Below are 17,813 nucleotides of genomic sequence, written 5' to 3' on the forward strand. Positions count from 1 at the left end.
AAGGCACGGCAAGACTAGGCGGAACATTAGATTCTCTTTTCCGCATTCCCGGCCGCGGCGCCGAGCGCGGTCAGGAGGCCCTCCGCGAGCGCGGTCACGGGTGTCTGCCGGGGCTCTCCCGGCACGCCGGGGGCGGGTGCGGCGGAGGCGGGTACGGCGGAGGCGGCGGTGGCCCGCAGGACGGCGCGCAGGTGGGCGTCCGGCCAGGAGTCGGCATACCGCTGGGCGCAGTCGGTGGCGTAGGCGTGGGCGAGGGCCCGTCCGACGGCCTCGGCGTGGGCGTCGGCGGTGTCGCGGGCGCCCGCCTCGGTGCTGAGGCGGGCGTACGCGTGGCCGTAGGCGTCGGCCTCGGCCGGGTCGTGTCCGGCGGCGACGGCGTAGGCGCGCGCGTTGCGGTGGGCCTCGGCGTAGGCGCCCGACCGGTCGTAGGCCGCGTCGAACAGGTGCCGCAGGGCGGGCTCCAGCGCGGCACGCCAGGTGTCCGGGGCGGCGGGGGTGCCGCGGGCCGCCTCACGGTGCAGCGTCCCGAGCGTCGCGAGGGCGGCCCGGTCGGCGGGCGGGGTGTGCGCGGCGAGGAGGGGCAGGACCGTCGTCCCCTGCCAGAGGTGGGCCGCCCGCAGGCCGGGCGGGTACGGGACGGCGGCGAGGCGGACCGCCCAGCCGTCGGCGGAGTCCGGCGGCAGGGCGGCGTGCAGGACGCGGGCGAGCCGCCACAGCCAGGCGGGCGGGGGCGCCCCACCCGTGCTCCCGCCGGTCCTCACGCCGTTGCTCCCGCCGGTCCTCGCGGCGGTGCTCGTGGCGGGCGGCGGGTCCGGGTCGGCGGCCTTCAGTGCCGCGAGGAACGCGTGCGCGCCGTCGGGGGTCGTCGTCATGGTGGGGCGCCTCGGCTTCCGTCCGTTCCGTGGGCTCAGGCGTGGAGGGGGCTGCCGTCGACGGCGATACGGCGGCCCTCGCGGGTGTGCGGGAAGTAGTCCCACACGGCGTGGTGCTGCACGCTGCGGTTGTCCCAGAGGACCAGGGTGCGCGCCTGCCAGCGGACCCGGCAGTGCAGCAGCGGGGTGCGCGCGATGTGCGCGTAGAGCATCGCCAGCAGGGCGTCGCTCTCGGGCTTGGCGAGCTGGGTGATGTGCGAGGTGTAGGGCGCGTTGACGAACAGCAGCTTGCGGTCGGTCTCGGGGTGGCGGACCACGACGGGGTGCTCGGTGCGCGGCACGTCGTACTCGGGCGGCGGCGTCATCCCGGCGGCCGTCCAGGGCAGCGCGCCGTCGTGCAGGGCGGTCAGGCCGCCGAGGAAGGTACGCATCGCGGGCGAGAGCAGTTCGTGGGCGAGGTGCATGTTGGCGAAGAGGGTGTCGCCGCCGCTGCCGCCCTCCGGGACGGTCGTGATGTACAGCATCGAGCCGAGGGAGGGTTCGGCGTCGGCGGTGCCGTCGGCGTGCCAGCCGTTGCCCGCGACGTTGCGGGACTCCTTGTCCGCCTTGATGTCGAGGATGTACGGGTCGGACCCCTCCGCCGCGAGCGCGACGGGGTGCAGCTCGCCGAAGAGGCGCGCGAACCGCTTGTGCTCCTCGGGGGTGATGTCCTGGTCACGGAAGACGAGGACGTGGTGGGTGCGGAACGCCCGCATCAGCTCCTTCTCCTGAGTGGGCGTCAGCTCGCGGGAGAGGTCGAGGCCGGAGACCTCCGCGCCGAGCAGCGGGGTGATCGGCTCGACGGAAAGGGTCTCGTACGGTTCGGCGGTGCGGGTGGTGAGCCGTTCGACGGCCTGGAGCGCGTAGTCCTCCACGAGGACCTCCTTGGGGTGATGCGGGAACTCCGGTGCGGAGTCTGGGGGGTGGATGGTTCAGAGGCCGCGGTCGAGGAGTGCGCGGACGACGAGGCGGCCGAAGGCGAGGTTGCCGTGGATCGGGTCGTCCGCCTGGCTGAAGGCGCGGCGCTGGAGGCCGGAAGCGTCGGTGACGCGGGCCCGCAGGTCGACGATCTCCACACCGCGCGCGGCGCGAGTTCGGTACGGACGACCTCCTGAGCGGCGGTGAAGACCCGCGCGTCGGACATGGGCGGGACGCGCTGCGGGGGCAGCGGCGCCAGCACGCGCAGCCCGAGGGCGAGCGCCCGGTCGTAGAAGGCGAGCGCGCCGCGTACGTACGCGGTGACCAGGGCCGCGAAGAGCGGGCCGCGCAGGAACGCCTCGGGCAGGTCGCCGCCCGGATCGCGGTGGACGTCCCAGTTCTGGCGGGTGGCCACGGTGTGCAGGCTCAGCCCGAACGTGCACACCAGGGGCACGGACAGCGCGCCGAGCGCCCGCACGTCCAGCGCGTCCAGCGCCTCCCGGTACAGCCGGTCCGCCTCGGCGTCCTTGAAGGTGACGTCGGTGCCGTCGGCGCCGCCCGGCGCGCAGAACGGGCCGAGGAAGTCCCGCCCGGACCCGATCGGGCCGCCCGCGAAGGGCAGATCGGCCGCGCGCGCCGCCCGCCCCACGCATCCGGCGTGCGAGTCACCCAGCAGGAGGAACCTCGCCGGAGACGGAGCCTCGGCCCCGACCCCGGTCGCTGTCGCTGTCGCTGTCGGGGCGGTAGTAGTCGAGCACGGCGTCGTCACACCAGGGGTCCTCTCCACCGGAGACGGGAGCGGGAACGGGGGCGGGGGCGGAGGCGGGGGCGGGGTGGTGGCCGGGCCCGGCGGGCGGAGCGGTGGGGCGGTCGGGGGCCGTGGGGCCGCCGACGTCGAGGGCGGTGAAGAAGTGCCGCATCACGAAGGCGACGCCGTCGGGGGTGACCGTGCGCAGGTTGGGCGCGTAGAAGGCGGCGCGGTAGGGGTGTCCGGTGACGATCTCGTACGACGGGAAGTAGTCGACGTCCGGGGACTCGTCGGCGAGTTGCCCGGCGGCGGCCCGCAGCACGGACTTGGAGTGGGTGGTCGCGACGAGCACGTGGCGGTCGGTGGCGGTGGCCGTCAGCGGCACCGGGGACACGGTGAGGATCGTCCTGAGCGCCGGGTTCACCGTGTGCGCCAGTGCGAGCGTGTCGGTCAGGTCCCGGTGCACCTGGGCCACTGTGTGGTTGCGCAGCACATGGCGGGCGGGGTCGAAGGTGCCGCGGACGGTGCCGGGGCACATGGGCAGGACGGTGCCGGTGACGGTGTCGTGCCAGGCCTCGGTCAGGCCGAGCGTGAAGACGAGGACGTCGGCCTTGAGCAGGGCGCGACGCAGGGCGGCCAGCGTGACCGCGCGGGAGGCGGCCAGGGCCTCGGGCGTGGCGAACCCGTCCGGTTCCAGACTGGGCCGGTAGGGGTCGTGGAACCTGCCGTCCTCCTCCCAGTACTCCTGGGGCGGCTGCTCGGCGTCCAGCGCCCAGGCCACCCACTGGCGGAGCGCGGCGGCCGTGTAGACGTTGCCGGTGCGGAAGGAGAAGCGGCCGTAGCCGCGGTCCTCGCGTGCGGCGGCGGTCAGGCCGGGCGGGGGCGGTTCGGCGTCGTACCAGTGCATGCCCTCGTCTAGGAGGGCGCGGCCGATGTGCCGGGCGAAGCAGGAGCCCGCGGTGATCACCGGGTCGTCCGGTCCGATGGTGAACTTCGGCGTCCAGAGTGCGGTGATGTCCGCCGGTTCCGGTTCGGCGACGGCGGTACGCCAGAAGGCGCGCGCGGGTTGGCGCGTGTAGGGGTTGGGTGACGCGGGGGTGGTCGTCGGCACGGGAAGGCTCTCCTCAGGACTGCTGCCGGGCGGGCGGACGCGGTGCGCCGGGGGCGTCGGCCGGTGTGCCGGACTCTGGTGCGGCGGACGCGATGACGTCGGCGATCGCCTCGACGTGCGGGGCGGCGACGAGTTGGTAGTGGTCCGCGTCGATGTGGTGGGTGCGCAGGACGGGGAGGTGGGCGTTCCAGGCGCCGGGGGCGGTCGGTTCGGGGGCGAGGACCGGCACCGGGGCGGGCGTCACCTCGGATGCGGCGGTGGCGTCCGGGGTGGTGACGGCGCGGTCGGCCAGCCAGAGGACGGCCGGGGTGCGGGTCAGGTGGGGGAGGCGGTGGTCGGCCATGGCGGCGAGGTTGGCGCGGCAGCAGCGGGCCAGGCCCTCTGCGTAGGCGCGGCCGGTCGGGGTGAGCCGGTGGGCGGCGTTGCCGCTCAGTTCGCGGGCGAACACGGCGTCCACCTGCCGGTCGTCGTAGGCGGCGAGGCGGGCCCCGGCTCCGGGCGGCGGCGGGTCGATCAGGTACAACTCGGCGGCGGGCCGGACCGGTTGGCCGGGGCTGGCGTCGCGTTCGGCGAGGGCCGCCATGGAGAGCGCCGCCCACGCGCCGAACGACCAGCCCGCGAGGTGGAGTCGGTGGTCGGGTGCCGGGAACTCGGCGCGTACGGCGTGGAGATACGACGCGGCGCGTGCGGTCAGGGACCGCGCCGAGGGGCGGGGGTCGCGCAGGGCGGGGTCCGCGATCAGGCAGACCGTGAGGGTGTCGGGCAGCGCGGACACCAGGGGCCGGTAGGCCTGGATGTCGCCGCCGACCGGGTGCACCAGGCAGAGCACGTCGCGGCCCGTCCCGCGCTGCCAGACCTCGATGTCCGGCAGGGCGCCGGGGCCGCCGGTGGCGCGGTGGGCGGCGGTGTCGAGGTGGCCGAGGATCTCGGTGAGGGTGACCCGGTGGCTGAGCCCGGAGAGGCTGACGTCGGTGCCGTAGCGGCGTTTGATCTCGTCGATCAGTTCCAGGAGGGTGAGGGAGTCGGCGCCGAGGTCGTAGAGCGGGGCGGCCGGGTCGACGGTGTCCACGCCCAGCAACTCGGCGAGGAGGTCGGCGAGATCGGCGGCCGGGTCGGGTCCGGCGGTCCCGTCGGCGGACGGCTCGACCGGGGTGGACGGCCGGTGCGCTCCCGGCAGGACATCGGTGTCGGGGGACGCCGACGTACCAGGGCGGGCGGCGAGGTGACGGTCGCCGGGCCCGGGACCGTAGAAGGCGCGGGCCCTGTCCCACTCCACCGTGCTGACCAGCAGATGGGGCAGTCGCAGGTCCAGGGCCTGCTCGAAGACGGCGGTGCCGTCCTCGGGGGTGAGCGCCACCGCCAGGTGGGCCCGGTGGCGGGCGTCGCCGGTGCGGGCGGTGTCCGCCGCCATGCCGACCTCGCGCCAGGCGTCCCAGCCGACGCTCACCCGGACGGTTGCGGCCTCGGCGTCGGGGGTGTGCGCGCAGGCGTCGAGGTAGGCGTTGGCGGCCGCGTAGTCGAACTGGCCGACGCCGCCGTGCAGGGCGGCGGCCGAGGAGCAGTACACGACGAGGTCCGGGGCGTGGGAGGCGATGAGCCGTTCGACGAGCAGGGCGGCGCGCAGCTTGGCCACGGTGGCGTGGCGGGCGACGGCGGGGTCGCGGCGGGCGAGGAGGCCGCCCGCGGCCGTGCCGACGGCGTGGACGACGCCGGTGAGGCCGTCGAGGTGCGGGGCGAGCCGCTGGGCGACCGTGTCGGGGTCCTCGGTGGCGAGGTCGGCCCGTACGACGGTGACCCGGTCTCCGTACGGGCGGGTCGCGGCGGGGGCCGTGCCGTGCCGGGAGACCAGGACCGTACGGGTGCCGGGGTGGGCGAGGAGGCGGGCGGCGAGGGTGCCGCCGATGCCGCCGGTCCCGCCGAGGACGAGGTACGTGCCGGGCGCGGCGGAGGTGTCGGCGGCGGGGGCCGGGCGGGGCGCCGGGACCGGCTGGGTGGACCGGTGCCACCAGAAGCCGTCGCGGAGGGCGAGGACGGGTACGGCGTGGGCGTCGGCCGTGCCGGTCGCGGCGGGGGTGGGCAGGTCGGGCAGGAGGTGGGCCCAGGCGGCGGGGCGGTCGTCGGGGAGGTCCAACCACCTGAGGGTGACGCCCAGTTCCTGGCGCGGGGTCTCGACCGCCGGGGCGAGCAGTGCCGCCGCGGGGACGCGGACGGTGCCGTCGACGGGCTGGGCCCGCCGCGACAGCAGCCAGACACGGGGCCGGGTCTGCGGGGGTGTCTCGGAGAGGGCGCGGGCGAGGGCGGCGACCGTGTCGAGGCAGGCCCACTGGGCCGTCTCCAGGCCGGCCGGGTCGCCGGGGCCCTCGCCGAGGGCGAGCGGCAGCGCGTGCAGCCAGTCCCAGGCCGGGGCGGGGGCGTCGGGGCGCGCGGGGTCGGTGGTGCGGGTGAGGAGAGTGAGGAGGGCGGTGAGGTGGGTGGTGTCGGCGGGGTCGACGGCGTAGTGGTCGTCGTCGTGGCGGGTGAAGGGCGTGCCCGGCGCGGCGGTCTCGACGAGGACCACCCGTGCGTAGTGGTCGGTCAGGCACCGCCATGCGGCGGGGTCCGTGCCGGGGGCGACGACCACCACGGCGGCGCGTGCGGCCCGGTCGGTGTGCGGGCGCGCGCGGCGCAGCCGGGTCCACTGGAGTTGGTGCAGCCACCGGTCGGCGGGCAGCCGGTCCGGTCCGGTGGACGCGGGCGGCGTGCTCTCCGCGGCCACGCGGGGGAAGTCGTGGTCGGTGGTGTCGAGGGCGGGCGGCGGGAAGTCCCAGGGCGCGGGGGCCGGGCCGGGCGGCAGGTCGACGGGGTGCCCGGCGGCCCAGGCCGCGGCGAGGGCGTACGGGTCGGTGGGGTCCGTGCTCTCCGACGGGGCGGGGCGGGACCGGGTGTCCTCGGGTGAGCGGAGCCAGGTGACGGCGGAGGCGGCGTCGGGGCAGACGGCCGCCGCCCGGTGGCCGAGGACGGGTCGGCCGGAGCGGAGGTGCCGCAGGACCCGCGGGTAGGTCTCGGGGTGGGCGGCGAGGTAGTCGGCGACACGGTGCCGGTCCGCGCGGAGGGCCGCGGCGGAGGCGGCGGACAGCAGCAGGAGCGGCGGCGCGGCGGACGGGTCGGGGGACGGCTCGCGGGACGCCGCCGTACGGCCCTCCTCGGGGCGTTCCAGCAGCAGGTGGGCGTTGGTGCCGCCGATGCCGAAGCTGCTGACGGCGGCCACGCGGGGCCGGTCCGCGGGCCAGGGCTCGGCCGTGACGGGGACGCGGAACGGCCCGTCCTCGATGGCGGGGTTGAGACGGTCGAAGTCGGCGGTGGGCGGGACGACGCCGTGGTGGACGGCGAGGACGGCGCGCACCAGGCCGACGACGCCCGCGGCGGCGCCGAGGTGGCCGATCTGGCTCTTCACCGAGGACAGCGCCAGGCGCGCGTCGGCGGTGAGGCCGTACGCCTCGCGCAGCGCGGCCGTCTCCACGGGGTCGCCGAGGGGGGTGCCGGTGCCGTGCGCCTCGACGTAGCCGAGGTCGGCCCCGGTACGGCCGCTGCGGTGCAGGGCGGTACGGATCGCGGCGCGCTGCCCGGCCTGGGCGGGGGCGCTGTAACTCAGCTTGTCGGAGCCGTCGTTGGTGATGCCGGAGCCGGTGATGACGGCGTACACGGTGTCGCCGTCGCGGCGGGCGGCGCTGAGGGGTTTCAGGACGATCATGCCGGTGCCGCTGGCGCCGACGGTGCCCGCGGCGTCGGCGCTGAAGGGCCGGCAGTGGCCGTCGGGCGAGAAGATGTGCTGCGGCCGGTAGGTGTAGCCGTCGGTGAGGCCGGTGTCGACGAGGACGCCGCCGACGAGCATGACGTCGGCGTCGCCCTGGCGGAGCAGTCCGGCGGCGACGTGCACGCCGACGAGGGAGCTGGAGCACGCCGACTGGACGGTGAAGGCGGGGCCGGTGAGGCCGAGGTGGTAGGCGGCCTTGGTGGCGAGGAAGTCCTTCTCGTGGTGCAGGGCGAGGCGGAAGGCGTCGGGGAGCGCCGCGGGGTCGCCGGTGCGGAGCATGTCCTGGAAGTACGTGTTCTCGCCGCAGGCCGCGACGAGTCCCACGCGGGCGGCGGCGGGGTCGCCGATCCCGGCGTGGGCGAGGGCCTCGACGGCGGTCATCAGCAGGTGCCGCTGCTGCGGGTCCATCAGCCGGGCCTCGGCGGGGCTGAGGGTGAACCGGCCGGGGTCGAAGGCGAGGAGCCCGTCCATCTGGCTGCGGGCGCCGACCCGGCCGTCCGGCGCGGAGAAGTGCTCGATGCCGCGGCGTCCGGAGGTGACCAGGTCCCAGAAGGCGGCCAGGTCGGGGGCGCCGGGCAGCCGTACGGCCATGCCGACGACGGCGACGGGGTCGTCGCCGGGGACGCGGGCGTCGCCGGTGGCGGAAGCGGCGTCGGGAGCGAGGGCGGCGTCGGTGGCACGGAAGTGCTCCGCGGCGCGGGCGTCGTCGGGGGCGCTGAAGTCCTGCGGGGCGCGGGCGGGTTCGCCGACCGTGGCGGCGTTCCGGGGCGTGGCGCGGTGCTCGATGAGCCGGGCCAGGGCGCGTACGGTGACGTGCTCGAAGAGGTCCGGGACGGTGAAGGCGAGCGTGCCGTCGGGTTCCCCGGCGCAGCGGAGCTGGAAGCGCATGAGGTCGAGGCTGGTGGCGCCCGCGTCGAAGAAGCGCTCCCCCGGCCCGACCGGGCGGCCGGTGACCGTCTCGAACAGCTCGGTGAGTCTGCTCTCCAGCGGGGACAGGGCGGTGGCGCGGGTCCCGGAGGGGCGCAGGTCGTGGCCCTCGGCGGTGAGGGCGGCGCGCCGGTCGAGCTTGCCGCTGGGGGTGCGGGGCAGCCGGGTGAGGCGGCGGAAGCGGGCGACGCGGGCGTGCGGCGGGAGCAGTCCGGCGAGGTGGGCGGCGAGTGCGGCCGGGTCGGGGTCGTCACCGCGGCACTGGAGGGCGGCGACGAGCTGCCCGTCGTGGACGGTGGCGAGCGCGTTGACGACGTCGGGGTACTGGAGCAACGCCGCCTCGACCTGGCCGAGTTCGAGGCGGTGCCCGGCCAGTTTGACCTGGCTGTCGGCGCGGCCCGCGTAGTGCAGCAGGCCGTCCTGGTCGAAGCGGGCGAGGTCGCCGGTGCGGTAGAGGACGCCGTCGCGCGGGTCGTCGGGGTCGGGGGCGAACCGGTCGGCGTGGGCGGCGGGGTCGCCGAGGTAGCAGCGGTGGGCCATGAGGCCGCCGATGAGTAGTTCGCCGGTGACTCCGGGCGGTACGGGGCCGCCGTGCTCGTCGACGACGCGCAGCACGGCGCCCGCGACGGGGCGGCCGATGGCGGGGCGCAGCGGCCAGTCGGCGGGGTTGCCGGAGAGGCGCAGCCCGCTGACGACGTGGGTCTCGGTGGGGCCGTAGTGGTTGAACAGGCGGGCGTCCGGCAGTCCGGCGAACCAGCGGCGGACGGCGTCGGTGCACACCAACTGCTCCCCCGCGGTCACGACTTCACGGAGCCGGGAGGGGAACCGGCCGGTGCGGACACCGTGTTCGGCGAGGAGTTGCAGGGCGACGTAGGGCAGGAAGAGGCGTTCCGCTCCCCCGGTCTCCAGCTGGTCGAGGAGGGCGGGCACGTCGTGCCGCCAGGCGGGGTCGATGAGGCGGAGCAGACCGCCGGAGCAGAGGGTGGTGAAGATCTCCTGGAAGGAGACGTCGAAGGAGAGCATGGAGAACTGCTGGGTGACGGCGGGGCGTTCGAGCCCGCCGTCGGTGCGCTGCCAGTGCAGCAGGTTGCACAGGGTGAGGTCGGGGACCTGGACGCCCTTGGGGGTTCCGGTCGACCCGGAGGTGAAGAGGGTGTAGAGCGGGCGCTGTCCCCGGTGGTCGTGGGCGACGGGGGCCGCCGCGGGGGCTGCGGCGAGGACGACGGGGTGGCGCGGCAGCGACGCGGGGGCGATCGCGTCGAGGGACGCGGCGGCGGAGGGCGACGGGTCGCCGGATGCGGTGCCGGGTGACGGGGCGTCGGGTGTGGGCGCGTCGTCGGGGGCCGTGAGCACGCACAGGGGTGCGGCTTGGGCCAGGACGTGCCGCAGGAGGGCGGGTGGGTAGGCCGGGTCGAGGGGGACGACGGTGAGGTTGAGGCGGGCGGCGGCCAGGAGGGCGACGACGTGTTCGGCGGAGGGCGGCAGGTGCAGCGCGACGGCCGCCGGCGCGGCCGGATCGGCGGGCAGCGGGTGCCGGTCCAGCAGGGAGGCCGCCAACTCGTTGGCCTGGGCGTCGAGTTCGGCGTACGTGAGGGTCTGCGTGCCGTCGGTGACGGCCGGGGCGTCGGGGGTGCGGGCGCGCTGCCGGGCGAACCCCTCGGCGATCGTGGTGAAGTCGGGCCGGCGGAGCGGTCCGCGGCCGAGGTCGGGCAGCGCGTGCCGGTAGGGGCCGACCAGGTCGCGCAGGGGGGTGTCCGGGTCGCCCGCGTGTCCGGTGAGGTGGTCGAGTGCCTGGCGGAAGAGGCGCCCGGCGGCCTCCGCGCGGTCGGCGCCGAAGTCGTCGCGGTACTCCCACAGGCAGTCGAACCCGGCGTCGTGCTCCACCACCGACAGGGTGAGCGCACACTTGGCGCCCAGTGGCTGCGGCCACTCGGGGCGGACCTCGCAGCCGTCGAGGCGCAGCGCGGAGAACTCGGTGTTCTCCAGCACGAAGAGGTGGTCGAAGAGCGGGTCGCGGGGACGCAGCGCCGGGGCGGTGAGGACGTCGGCGAGCGCGACGTCCTGGTCCGCGAGGACGGCCCGGACCCGGTCGGCGTGCCCGGCGAGGAGGTCACCGAGCGACGCGCGGGGCGGTGTGGGGAGGTCGAGGAGGACGGTGTTGGCGAACATGCCGACGGCGCCCGCGAACTCGGGGCGGGGCCGTCCCGCGACCGGGGTGGCGATGAGCGGTCGGGTCTGCCCGGAGACGCCGTACACGCTCGCCGCGAACGCCGAGACCAGCAACTGGAAGCGGGTGAGGCCGAGTGCGGCGGCCCGGCGGTCGAGTGCGGCGCGCCGCACCAGGTCGAGGGAGGTGCGCAGCAGCCCGGCCCCGGGGCCGTCCGGACCGCCGGGAGGGGAGGCGGGGGCGGGCAGGGCGGGTGAGGGGTCGCCGTCGTGGCCGTAGCGGGCGCGCAGCCGGGTCCGGCGGTCCGCGTAGGCGGGGGTGGCGTGCCAGGCGCGCTGCCAGCGGGCGAGGTCGAGCGGGGTGACGGGAGGGGGGTCCTCGGCCGTGTGCTCCGGGCCGTCGGGCCGTCCCGCGCGGTGGGCGTCGTAGTCGGCGGTCAGGTCGTGGAACAGCAGGCCGAGGGACCAGCCGTCCACGGCGGCGTGGTGGAGGTGCAGGACGAGGACGCCGCCGTCGGGCCGCTCCAGCCAGGTGGCGCGCAGCATCCGGGGGTCGGTGAGGTCGAAGGGGCGGGCGAAGAACCGGTCGGCGCCGGCCTGCCACGCCTCCCCGGGCGGGACCGCGCAGGGGGTGTACGGGTCGTAGGGGTCCTCGGTGCGCTGGGTCAGGCCCTGGGGTCCGGGGACGAGGCGGGTGCGGAGGGCCGGGTGGCGTTCGACCGAGCGGCGCAGGGCGTGGCGCAGGGCCTCGTGGTCGACGGCGCCCCGGACGCGGAAGGCGAGCGGCACGTCGTAGGAGCGGTCGCCGGGGTCGCGCTGGTGGAGGAGCCAGAGGCGTTCCTGCTCGCCGGTGGCGGGCGCGGTGCGCGGATCGCCGTCGGCGGCGGGGAGCGGCGGATGCTCGCCCGCGGAGGGTTCGGCGGCGTGCACGGCGGCGGCCAGGGTGGCGAAATCGGCGGTGAGGACGAGGTCCTGCGGGAGGTCGACACCGTGGCGGGCCATGATCGCGAAGCGGAAGCGGAGGGCCTTCAGGGAGTCGCCGCCGTGGGGAATCCAACGGTCGCCGGGCCGCAGCCCGTCGACGGCGAGGATCGTCTCGGCGAGGTCCAGGACCGGACGCTGCGCGGCGGTCACCGGGGCGGCCGCCGGGTCGTCGGCCCGCCAGGGCGTGCCGGGGTCGCGCAGCAGGGCCTCCCGGTCGACCTTGCCGTTGGCGTTCAGCGGCAGCGCGGGCACCAGGTGGGTGCGGTGCGGCCTCATGTACGGGGGCAGGGCGGCGGCGAGGTGGCGGTCGTAGGCGTCGAAGGAGAGGTCGGGGGACGGGCCGTCGGCGGGATCTTCCGGCCGGGTTCCGGTGGGCAACGCTCCGTCGGGCCGGGTTCCGGCGGGCTGGGCGGCGGTGGGGTTCGTCGCGGCGGTCCGCGTTGCGGCGGGCTGTTCCCCGCTGTCGTCGAGGACGAGGAAGGCGAGGAGTTCGTTGCGGTCCTCGGCGTCGCGGCGGGTGCACACGTACGCCTGACCGACAGCCGGATGGGCGAGGAGGGCGCGCTCCACCTCGCCGGGTTCGATGCGGAAGCCGCGTACCTTGACCTGGCGGTCCGCGCGGCCGACGTAGGTGACGCGGCCCTCGGTGTCGTGGCGGACGAGGTCGCCGGTGCGGTACCAGCGGCGGGTGCCGCCGTCCTCGTGGCGGAGGTCTACGAAGGCGGCGCGGGTCTGTTCGGGCAGGTTGCGGTAGCCGCGCGCCAACGCGGTTCCGGACAGCAGGAGTTCGGCGACCTCGCCGGGTTCGGCGGTGCGGCCGTCGGGGGTGCGGAGCAGGAGGCCGGTGCCGGGGAGGGCGGTGCCGATGGGGATCGTGTCGCCGTCGAAGTCGCGGGGAATCGGGTGGCACAGGGCGAACGTCGTGGCCTCGGTGGGGCCGTAGACGTTGTGCAGGACCGTGCGGGACGCCGGGGCGGCGGCGTAACTGCGGCGGATGAGGCGGGCGTTGAGCTGTTCGCCGCCGACGAGGACCTGGCCGGTGGTGGCGAAGCAGTCGGGGACCTGTTCCACGATCGCGTTGAACAGGGCGACGGTGAGGAACACCGTGTCGACACGGCGTTCCCGCAGCGCGGCGGTGAAGGCGTGCGGGCTCTGTGCCGTGGCGTCGTCGAGGACCACGCAGACGCCGCCCGTCAGCAGCGGCGCCCACACCTCGAAACTCAGCGCGTCGAAGGCGGGGTTGGCGAGGCAGGCGTACCGGGCGCCGGACGGCAGGTCGATGTAGCCGGGCCGGGCCAGGCGCAGGACGCCCTCGTCGGTGACCTCGACGCCCTTGGGCCGGCCGGTGCTGCCCGAGGTGTAGAAGACGAAGGCGGTGCCGTCGTCCTCGGGGGAAGATGCCGGGAGCGGCAACGCCTCTGCCTGGGCCTGCACTTGGTCGTCCAGGAGGAGGGTGAGGTCCAGGATCGTCGTCTCCGCCTCCGGGCCGTCGGACGGGCCCGAGGGGTCCGAGAGATCGGCCACCACGGCGACGGCGCGGGAGTCGTGCAGGATGTGCCGTCGGCGGTCGGGCGGGCTGAGCCGGTCCAGGGGGACGACGGTGGCCCCGGCGCGGCGGATGCCGAGCAGGACGCAGACCAGGTGCCAGGAGCGGGGCAGGCGGACCGCGACCGCGTGTCCGGGGCGCACCCCTCGGGCGCGCAGCCGGTCGGCCACCCGGCCGCTGAGGGAGTCGAGTTCGGCGTAGGTGAGCGTCCGGGAGCCGTCCTCGACGGCGGAGGCGTCGGGCGTACGGCGGGCGTGATCGAGGATGGCGGCCGCGAGGAGGGAAGCCGTGTCGGTGGAGGAGGAGTTCGGTTCGGCGAAGGCGGAACGCGTACCGCAGGAGCGGGAGTTCCCTTCGGCGGAGGGGGAGGTCATCGGGTCTCCCCCGTCCTGCGGGTGTCGGCCACGGAGCCGAGCGACTGAGGGGGCGCGGGTGGCGCCGCCGGGTCGGCGGATCGTGCCTCGACGTGCGCGAGTTCGGCCGTCAGGAGGGCACCGACGTGGGCGGCGTGCTCGCCCTCCAGGATCTCCCAGTGGTCGCACTTGAGCGTCTCGACCCGGAACTCGCCCTCGGCGCGCCGCTCCCAGAAGGCGCGGACCTCCGCGTGGAAGGAGCTGTCGGTGCCGTCCGTGACGGCTTCCGCGAGGGTGAGCCGGGTGGGCGACGGGGCGGGGAGGTGGTCGCGGGCGGTGAGCCGGTTGTGGTTGTAGATGCGGAAGTAGCGCTCGACCTGGGCGTCGTCGATGCCGGGATACATCCCGTTGAACCTCACGAGTTTGTCGCGGAACTCCTGCGCGTCGACAGGGGTGATGGCGGCGCGCGCCTCGGCGTCGTCGGTGGCCTGGGTGTCGAGGAGGACGACGCTGACGTCCCGGCGTCCGGTACGGCCGAGGCGGCGCCCCATCTCGTGGGCGACGAGGCCGCCGTAGGAGAGGCCGGTGAGGACGAGGGGGCCGGGGCCCAGGGGTTCGAGGAGGCGGAGGTAGTGCGCGGCCATGGTCTCGACGGTGGGCTGGAGCGCCTCGCCGGGGTTCACACCGGGCGACTGGATGCCGTACAGCCCGGCCTGTTCGGGGAGGTGGGCGGCGAGCGGCAGATAGCAGAAGGCGGTGCCGCCCGCGGGGTGGACACAGACCACGCGGGGGCCGGTGCCCGGCCGGAACTCGATGAGGCTGCCCGGCGGGGTGTCGGGCCCGTCCGCGCGCAGGTGGGCGCCCAGCTGCTCGATGGTCGGGCGGGCGACGACCTCGGCGACCGGCAGGGTCCGGCCGAGGGCCTCGCCGACCTCGTGGGCCATCTTGATGGCGGAGAGGGACGTGCCGCCGATGTCGAAGAAGTTGTCGCGGACGCCGATCTCCGGGTGGAGCAGGACGCGTTGCCAGATCCGGTAGAGGGCGTGCTCGACGTGGTCGCGCGGGCTGGCGGTGTTGACCTGGTCGGTGGCCTGCGCGCGGGCGAGGTCGAGCAGGGCCCGCCGGTCGACCTTGCCGCTGCGGTTGAGGGGCAGGGCGTCGAGGTCGACGAAGGCGCCGGGGATCATGTAGTCGGGGAGGCGGGGGGCGAGCGCGGCCCGCCAGTCCCCGGCGGAGCGGGCGGGGCCGGTGCCCCGGCCGACGCCCGCGACGAGGCGGGGGCCGCCGGGCGCGTCGCGGTCGAGGAGGACGACGGCCTCGCGGACGCCGGGCAGCGCGGTGAGGGCGGCCTCGATCTCGGCGGGCTCGATGCGGAATCCGCGCAGTTTCACCTGGTCGTCGGCGCGGCCCGCGTAGTGGGCGACGCCGTCGGGGTCCCGGCGGGCCAGGTCCCCGGTGCGGTAGATCCGCGCGCCGGGCACGTACGGGTCGGGCAGGAAGCGTTCGTCGGTGAGGTCGGGGCGGCCGAGGTAGCCGCGGGCCAGCGAGGCGCCACCGAGGTACACCTCGCCGACGACGCCGGGCGGGACGGGGCGCAGGAGGGCGTCGAGGACGTAGAGGCGGGTGCCGGGCAGGGGGCGGCCGATCGGGCAGGGCCGCTCCAGCGGGCGGACGTCGTGGTGGGCGGTGCTGTAGAGGGTGGCCTCGGTGGGTCCGTAGCCGAAGCAGATCCGCAGGCCGGGCAGGTGCTCGGTCATCCGGTGCAGGGCGGCCTCGGTGAGGGACTCGACGCCGGTGAGGAGCCTGCGCAGCGGCAGGTCGCGGAGGCGTTCGGCGGGGTCCTCGTCGATCCACTTGACGTAGGCGGGCGGCAGGAACGCCTGGGTGACGGCGTGTTCGCGCATCCAGGCCAGGAACGCGGCCGGATCGCCGCGCAGTTGATCCGGGACGAGATGCAGTACGCCGCCCGTGGTGAGCGGGAGGAGCAGTTCGTGGATCGAGGCGTCGAAGCCGATGCTGGACCAGGCCGAGCCGTGTTCACCGGGCGCGGTGCCCATCCGGTCGTGCCAGGTCGCGAACAGGTTGAGGACGCTGCGGTGCTCGACGGCGACGCCCTTGGGGCGGCCGGTGGAGCCCGACGTGAAGATGACGTACGCCAGTTGGTCGGGCGCGCGGTGGACGCCCTGCGGCGGGGTGTCCCCGGTGGTCCCCTCGGCTTCGACGGCGGTCAGGTCGAGCCAGGCGGCGGGGCGGTCGGCGGGGGCGTGGTCGGTGAGGACCAGCGGGCACACGGCGTCCTCGACCATGCCGGTCAGCCGGTCGTGGGGCTGGCCGGGGTCGAGGGGCAGGTAGACGGCGCCCGCCTTCAGGATGCCCAGCAGGCCCACGAGCAGGTCGCGGGTGCGTCCCGCGTGCAGTCCGACGACGTCACCGGGGCGGACGGAGCGGGCGACGAGGGCGTGGGCGAGGCGGTTGGCACGGCGGTCGAGGCCCGCGTAGTCCAGGCCGCCGTCGGCGTCGACGACCGCCTGCCCCTCGGGACGGGCCCTGACCTGCGCCTCGACGAGGTCGACGAGGCCGGTGGCGGAACGGAGGGCGGCGGCGAGGGGGTCCTCGCCGGGAGCGGAAGGATCGTCGGCGGAAGGGGGCGCGGCGGTGGGCTCCGCGTCGACGTCGGGCTCCCCGTCCGCAGCGGACACCGCCCGTACGCCCTGCGGCCCGTCCTCGACGGACACCGCCCGTACGTCGCGGGGCCCGTCCCCGGGGGCCGCCGTTCCGGCGTCGGGGCGGGCGGCGTCGCCCAGGAGGATCAGCCTGCGGCTCTCCGCCTCGTCCATCAACTCCAGTTCGGTGACCGGGCGTTCGGGGTGGCGGGCCATGCCGGTCAGGAGTCGGACCAGGTGGTCGGTCCAGCGTTCGGCGGTGGCGTGGTCCAGGAGGGCGGTCGCGTAGTCGAGTTCGCCGGTGACGCGTCCCTCGGACTCGGTGGCGGCCACGGCCAGGTCGAACTTGGCCGGGGCGTCCGCGATGGGCAGCGGCCGGGTCTCGACCCCGGCTATGTCCAGCAGGTCCCGCCGGTCCGGCACCCAGGCCAGCATCGTCTGGAACAGCGGCGTGTACGCGGCGCTGCGCGGCGGGTTGACGCGCTCGACGACCCGCTCGAACGGCAGGTCCTGGTGGGCGAGGGCGTCCCGCACGACGGCGCGGACCCGCGTCACGGCCTCGGCGACGGTCGGGGAGGCGGAGAGGTCGACGCGGATCGGGAGGGAGTTGACGAGGAAGCCGATCAGTCCGGACGCCTCCGCGCCGCGCCGGTTGGCCACGGGGGTGCCGACAACGATGTCCTCCTGCCCGGAGAGCCGGGCCAGCAGCAGCGCCCAGCCGGTCAGCACCACCACGAACGGGGTCGCCCCGCAGGACCGGGCGAGGACCCGCAGCGCGGCGGTGACGTCCGCGTCGAGACGGAACTCGACCCGGCCGCCGTCGAAGGACTGCTCGGCCGGGCGGGGGCGGTCGGTGGGCAGTTCGAGGAGGGTGGGCGCGTCGGCGAGCGTACGGACCCAGTACTCCTCCTGCACGGCGAGGGCACCGCCGAGGACGGCCTCCCGCTGGCGGTGCGCGTGGTCGGCGTACTGGGCCGGGAGATCCGGGAGCGGGTGGGCCCGTCCGGCGGCCAACGCTTCGTACACCGGGCCGAGTTCGCGCATCATCACGTTCAGGGAGGCGCCGTCGTAGACGCTGTGGTGGAACGTGAGCAGCAGGACGTGGCGGTCGGGGCGCACGGCGAGGAGGCGCCCGCGTCCCAGGGGGCCGTGCTCCAGGTCGAAGGCCGTGGCCGCCTCCTCGCGCTGGCGTGCGGCGACGCGGGCGTCCGCGTCGGGCGCCCCGGCAAGGTCCTCGAAGGCGAGCGGGAAGCCGCCGCCGGGCGGGTCGATGTGCTGGACCACTCCCCCGGCCTCGGCGACCAGCCGCGTCCGCAATGTCTCGTGACGGTCCGTCAGCACGTCGAAGGCGGCGGCGAGGAGCTGTCGGTCGAGCGGGCCGGTGAGGGTGAAGGCGAGGGTCTCGTTGTACGCGGTGCCGCCGCCCCGCAACTGGGAGAGGAACCACAGCCGTTGCTGGGCGAACGAGGCGGGCCGGACCCGGGTGCGCCGGTCGTCGGCGACACCGTCCGGATCACGGTTGGGGGCGGCGGGGGCGGTGCTGGAGGCAGCGGAAACCGGATGGGGGGTGGTCGGCACCGGTACTACCTGGCCTTACTGGTCGGTCGGACTGGGCTGGCGGACTCGGCCGGGCCGGGGTCACCGGACATCCGACGGTCGGGGGCGTTCCGCCCGGCGGCGGGGGCCGCGCGAA

6 protein-coding genes are annotated in these 17,813 nt (G+C 75.9%); all 6 read right to left on the reverse strand.

The window, feature by feature from the left end; genetic code table 11:
• Positions 1-26: 26 nt before the first annotated feature.
• The 6 genes from ACIQPQ_RS26950 to ACIQPQ_RS26975 all read right to left on the reverse strand — a co-directional run bounded on the left by ACIQPQ_RS26950 (position 27) and on the right by ACIQPQ_RS26975 (position 17,698).
• A complete protein-coding gene (locus ACIQPQ_RS26950) occupies positions 27-872 on the reverse strand; it encodes a hypothetical protein (RefSeq protein ID WP_401308386.1) in 846 nt (281 codons plus the stop codon).
• A gap of 35 nt (positions 873-907) precedes the next feature.
• Positions 908-1,786, reverse strand: a complete 879-nt coding sequence (locus tag ACIQPQ_RS26955) for a TauD/TfdA dioxygenase family protein (protein ID WP_401308389.1) — start codon at positions 1,784-1,786, stop codon at positions 908-910.
• Between the two features lie 57 nt (positions 1,787-1,843).
• Positions 1,844-1,987 (reverse strand): hypothetical protein, encoded by a 144-nt coding sequence (locus ACIQPQ_RS26960; RefSeq protein WP_401308391.1) that lies wholly within the window; start codon positions 1,985-1,987, stop codon positions 1,844-1,846.
• A gap of 507 nt (positions 1,988-2,494) precedes the next feature.
• Positions 2,495-3,688 (reverse strand): GSCFA domain-containing protein, encoded by a 1,194-nt coding sequence (locus ACIQPQ_RS26965; protein WP_401308394.1) that lies wholly within the window; start codon positions 3,686-3,688, stop codon positions 2,495-2,497.
• Positions 3,689-3,701: 13 nt separating this feature from the next.
• Positions 3,702-13,478 (reverse strand): amino acid adenylation domain-containing protein, encoded by a 9,777-nt coding sequence (locus ACIQPQ_RS26970; RefSeq protein WP_401308397.1) that lies wholly within the window; start codon positions 13,476-13,478, stop codon positions 3,702-3,704.
• Positions 13,475-17,698, reverse strand: a complete 4,224-nt coding sequence (locus ACIQPQ_RS26975) for an amino acid adenylation domain-containing protein (RefSeq protein WP_401308400.1) — start codon at positions 17,696-17,698, stop codon at positions 13,475-13,477. Before ACIQPQ_RS26975 ends, ACIQPQ_RS26970 begins: the two co-directional genes overlap by 4 nt.
• Between the last annotated feature and the right edge of the window lie 115 nt (positions 17,699-17,813).

The sequence above is a fragment of the Streptomyces sp. NPDC091281 genome, assembly GCF_044757425.1.
GTDB lineage: Bacteria > Actinomycetota > Actinomycetes > Streptomycetales > Streptomycetaceae > Streptomyces.

Coding starts and splice junctions, on each gene's coding strand:
- ACIQPQ_RS26970 (WP_401308397.1), bottom strand. CDS start 13,478: ATGACCTCCCCCTCCGCCGAAGGGAACTCCCGCTCCTGCGGTACGCGT.
- ACIQPQ_RS26950 (WP_401308386.1), bottom strand. CDS start 872: ATGACGACGACCCCCGACGGCGCGCACGCGTTCCTCGCGGCACTGAAG.